We start from the raw sequence: 2,282 nt of genomic DNA, 5'->3' as shown, positions 1-2,282 counted from the left end.
CTCCCTGGGGCGCCCAGGCCCAGACGCACACAGCGGTGCAGGCCGCCCCGGCCCCGCCGCTGGTGAGCGAGGCGGCGCACCCTGCGGAAACGGTTATTCCGGTTCAGGCCGAGACCCTGATCCCGGAGCCGGCCCCCGAGGCGGCAGAGACCCCGGACCCGGCACTCCAGGAGACGGCTCCGGAAGCGTCGTACGAGGGACCGGAGGGCGGCGTCTACGAGACGCCCGAGTCCGCCGCGCCCCCGGCGCACTCGCCGGAGAACGTGTTCGCCTTCGAGGCTCCCCCGATCCCGGACCCCGCCGTGGCGGTACCCGCCCCCGGTGGCCCCGAGGCCGGCGCCACCTTCCCGGCGGCCCCCGTGGAACCCGTGGCCCCCGATCTGGCGCCGGAGCCGCAGGACACCGAGGGTGCCGTGCCGCAGCCCGAGGACGCCCTGATCGTCGTACCGGAGGCAGAACCTGTACCGGCGGCTCCGGCCCCTGTACTGGACGCGCAGACCCCGCAGGACGCCCCGGTGGCGCCGGAGGCCGACTTCGACCCCGAGTTCCACCCCGAGCCCAGCCCCGAGTCCCACCCGGAGGCGGCCCCGCAGGTTGACCCCGACAGCGAGCCGCAGGCAGGGGACGCGGCCCCTGACGCTCACGTCGAGGCCCTGAGCATCCCCGCGGACGAGTTCCAGGCTCTGCCCGCCGCGACGGCACCTCCGGTTGACCACCTCGTGGACCCGGCGTCCCCACCGGCGGACGCCGCGGTCGTTCAGCTGACGGAGTCCGCCCCGCTCGCGGAACCCCAGTTCGAGGCCGTGGCGGAGGAGGAGCCCGCTCCCGTCCTGGAGAACGCCGGGCACACCCCTGCCGAGACGCAGCTCCCGCCGGTCGCGGAAGCACCGGCAGTACTCGAAGTCGTACCCGACCCCGACCCCGAACCCGAATCCGAACCCGTGCTCGCACCGGTCGCCCCGAGCGACCAGGCACCCGCTCCGGCCGAGCCCGAACTCCCCGTGGAGGAACCCGCCGCAGCTCCCGCCGAGGAGACCGTCGCGTTCGCCGAGCCGGTCGACCAGCCCCAACTGCAGGCCGAGCCGCTCCTAGTCGCTCCCCCGCAGGCCGAGCCGGTGGGCCAGTTCGTCCCCGTCGACGGCACCGTGCCCACCGCCCCGCACCTGGCACCGACGCCCCCGCACGGCCTCGCCCTGGTGCCGGAGGCCGAGTACGTGGCCGAGACGGTGCACGCGGCAGAAACGGCCCCAGGGACTACTGAGCCCGAGATCCCGGAACCGACGGCCTCGGAACCGACGGCCCCGGAAGCAGTGACGGAAGCCGATGCCCCGGCCCCCGACCTGGCGCCGGTGATCCTGATCGAGGAACCCGAAGCTGTCCCCGACCCTGACGCCGATGCCGTACAGGTGGCACAGCAGGCGGAGGACCTGGACACCACGGTCGCCGACCAGGAGGAGAACAGGGCCGCGGTGGAAGACGTACAGGAGTCCCCCGGTCCGGCCGCTCCCGGTTACGACGACGCCGAGCGCGAGGCCGTGCTCAAGGTGATGCGTGAACGCCGGGACATCCGCAACGGCTTCCGCAGCGACCCGATCCCGCACGACGTACTGCTGCGCGTGCTGGAGGCGGCTCACACGGCGCCGTCCGTGGGCCACTCGCAGCCCTGGGACTTCGTCGTGATCCGCTCGGCGGAAACCCGTGGCACGATGCACGAACTCGCCGCGCGGCAACGGGAGGCGTACGCCAAGTCGCTGCCCAAGGGCCGGGCGAAGCAGTTCAAGGAACTGAAGATCGAGGCCATCCTCGACACCCCGGTGAACATCGTCGTGACCGCCGACCCGACCCGCGGCGGCCGCCACACCCTCGGCCGGCACACCCAGCCGCAGATGGCCCCCTACTCCTCCGCCCTCGCGGTCGAGAACCTGTGGCTCGCCGCCCGCGCCGAGGGCCTCGGCGTCGGCTGGGTCAGCTTCTTCGACGAGCGCGAGATGGTCCGGACCCTCGGCCTGCCCGAGCACCTGGAGGTCGTGGCCTACCTCTGCGTCGGCTACGTCGACGAGTTCCCGGAGGAGCCCGAACTGATGCAGGCGGGCTGGTCCAAGCGCCGCCCCCTGTCATGGGTCGTGCACGAGGAGACGTACGGCCGTCGGGCGCTGCCCGGTGAGGAGCCGCACGACCTGCTCGCCGAGACCGTCGCCAACATCCGCCCGCTGGACGCCAAGGCGCTCGGCGAGGCGTGGGAACGCCAGAAGCGCATGACGAAGCCGGCGGGCGCGCTCGGC

The 2,282-nt window shown here is 73.6% G+C and carries 1 protein-coding gene; it reads left to right on the top strand.

Features of this window, described 5'->3' with window-relative positions:
• On the top strand, nt 1-2,282 hold a 2,282-nt coding region (bluB, locus tag STRTUCAR8_RS20225; protein ID WP_044472536.1), incomplete at both ends, for a 5,6-dimethylbenzimidazole synthase.

It is taken from the genome of Streptomyces turgidiscabies Car8 (assembly GCF_000331005.1).
In the GTDB taxonomy this organism is placed as follows: domain Bacteria; phylum Actinomycetota; class Actinomycetes; order Streptomycetales; family Streptomycetaceae; genus Streptomyces; species Streptomyces turgidiscabies.
The sequence above is the reverse complement of the archived record's forward strand: the minus strand, read 5'-3'. Positions and strand labels throughout refer to the sequence as shown.